This is a genomic window from Enterobacter cloacae complex sp. GF14B (assembly GCF_004136805.1).
Taxonomy (GTDB): Bacteria; Pseudomonadota; Gammaproteobacteria; order Enterobacterales; family Enterobacteriaceae; genus Enterobacter; species Enterobacter hormaechei_C.
This window is the reverse complement of record NZ_QFRV01000203.1, coordinates 1-2282: the sequence shown is the minus strand read 5'-3', so window position 1 is coordinate 2282 and position 2282 is coordinate 1. Positions and strand designations below refer to the sequence as shown.

Genomic DNA, 2282 nt, shown 5'->3' with positions numbered 1-2282 from the left:
ATGATGGGTATCTAGCGCATCACCAAGCCTACATGGCTAAGGTGATACAGGATGTGGAGCCCACATGTTTTGAGGATGCAGTTGGAAATGTGCATTGGGATGATGCAATGAATGAAGAGATGGCTGCATTGGAAGCAAATGACACATGGGAGTTGGTGTCATTGCCAAGCGGCAAGAAAGCTATTGGCTGTAAATGGGTGTATAAAACCAAGCATAAGGCTGATGGTAACATTGAGAGTCACAAGGCAAGGCTGGTCGCAAAGGGTTATGCACAGACGTATGGCATAGACTATGAGGAGACCTTTGCTCCAGTGGCAAAGATGACGACTGTGAGAGCTGTCATAGCAGTGGCTGCATCTAGAGGATGGATTATGCATCAAATGGATGTAAAGAATGCCTTCTTGAATGGTGAGTTGCAAGAGGAAGTGTATATGGATCAGCCACCTGGTTATGTCGATCCAGGTTACCCAGATTATGTATGCAGACTTCTCAAAGCTTTGTATGGTTTGAAGCAGGGCTCTAATGGTATGACAGGATTGCCAAGTATCTTGTCAGTATTGGGTTTAGGAAAGATCATGCTGATCATTCACTCTATGTATGTGAGAGTGATGTGGGGATTGTGGTCATTACCATATATGTAGATGACCTTATTATTGTGAGTGACAATGCTATGGAGATTGACCATGTGAAGGGTCTTCTCAAACAGGAGTTTGAAATGAAAGATTTGGGCGAGTTGCGCTACTTTCTTGGCATTGAAGTGATCAGGACTCCAGAGGGTGTATGGATATCACAGAGACAGTAGGATTTGGACATGTTGTCAAAGTATGGTATGGCTGATTGTAAGCCAATTTCTATTCCCTTGGATGTGAATGCAAAGCTGAGTGCAGAGAAGGGTGATGTTGTTGAGGATGTCAACATGTACAGGAAGATTGTGGGTAGTCTAATCTACTTGACTATCACGAGGCCAGACTTGAGCTACACAGTAGGCTTGGAGAGTCAGTTCATGCAGCTTCCGAGGAAGCCACATTTGGATGGAGTACGACGCACACTTAGGTATGTGCAAGGTACTCTTGACTACGCATTGTTCTATGCAGCAGATGCACCATTAGCATTGTATGGGTATACAGATGCAGATTGGGCAGGTAGCATTGTTGATAGGAGATCTACGAGTGGCTTCATGTTCTCTTTTGGGAGTGCTGCTGTTACTTGGAGCAGCAAAAAGCAGCCTACGGTTGCTTTATCGAGCACAGAGGCCGAGTACAAAGGTGCAGCAGTTGCGGCGTGCAAGGTAGCTTGGCTACGCACATTACTTGAGGACTTGGGAGTGCAGGTGGACCAGTAGATTTTCATCCATTGTGACAACCTCAGCAGCATGCAGTTGGCTAGGAACCCAGTGTTCCATGCCAGGACCAAACACATAGAGGTCCATTACCACTACGTTCGAGAGCGAGTGTTGGCGGGCGACATCGACTTGGTCTACGTCAGCACAGGGGAGCAGATAGCGGATATCTTTACCAAGGCCCTCGGAGCTGAGAAGCTTCGACGTTTCCGGACTATGCTTGGACTCTGCGACATGCAGAGCTCGAGGGGGAGTGTTGAGATGTCGAGCTCTACACCTTGAGCTGGCATCCACTACGGGTCTTGGCCGCTTACGGCATTTACTCACTGGCGCGTTAGGTGACCGACACGGAGGATCTCTGCCAGTGATTCTACAGCTGGACTACACTTATAGTGCCAGCCTAGTACGCTTCTAGCGAGTTCACACTTAGTGACCGCATGTACATATGTGCTACTTTTCAGCTATAGCACTTAGTCATTTTGTACTCTCTTTTCTGTGAAGAAGAAGAAGAAGCTTTCCATCTCTGTGTGCTTTGTGCTTGTCTTGTGTAGCTCTCTTGCATCCTCATTCTTTACAATCCACTGGTTCTGAATGTTGAGGATACAAGGCTGGGAAAAATCTAGGCAGTTCAGCCTCTTTAGTAGGTAATTCATACAAGAGAATTGGAGAATCAGACACAAAGTCCAAAAAATTGAGAACATCTTGGTTCTCTTGCTGCATCATCTTCCTAGTAATTTGAAGAGCAATTGCCTGTTCTCCTACTGTCATTTGAGTGCGATGTCCTTTACTGCTAGAAGATTGATCTTCAATGATGGCATGCACCCTCTGATCCAAAACTCCTCTAAATTTTCATATGAAGCAAGACTTCTTTCAGTTGAGTCCTAACCTCCTTCATACATCTATATGTAGGTCTGTTTCCTAGCTGTAGATCTAGTTCAAGAGC

Annotated in this window: 3 protein-coding genes; 2 read left to right on the top strand and 1 reads right to left on the bottom strand. The window is 45.8% G+C overall.

What is annotated here, in order from left to right; translation table 11 throughout:
* Positions 1 to 641, top strand: a 641-nt coding sequence (locus DD606_RS24665; RefSeq protein WP_219824230.1) for a reverse transcriptase domain-containing protein, incomplete at its 5' end; no start/stop codon positions are given.
* Positions 642 to 811: 170 nt separating this feature from the next.
* Positions 812 to 1342, top strand: coding sequence for a Ty1/Copia family ribonuclease HI (locus tag DD606_RS24655; RefSeq protein ID WP_129259395.1), 531 nt, complete (start codon positions 812 to 814; stop codon positions 1340 to 1342).
* 561 nt (positions 1343 to 1903) lie between these two features.
* Here the strand turns inward: DD606_RS24655 and DD606_RS24650 are convergent.
* Positions 1904 to 2161, bottom strand: coding sequence for a hypothetical protein (locus DD606_RS24650; RefSeq protein WP_129259393.1), 258 nt, complete (start codon positions 2159 to 2161; stop codon positions 1904 to 1906).
* Between the last annotated feature and the right edge of the window lie 121 nt (positions 2162 to 2282).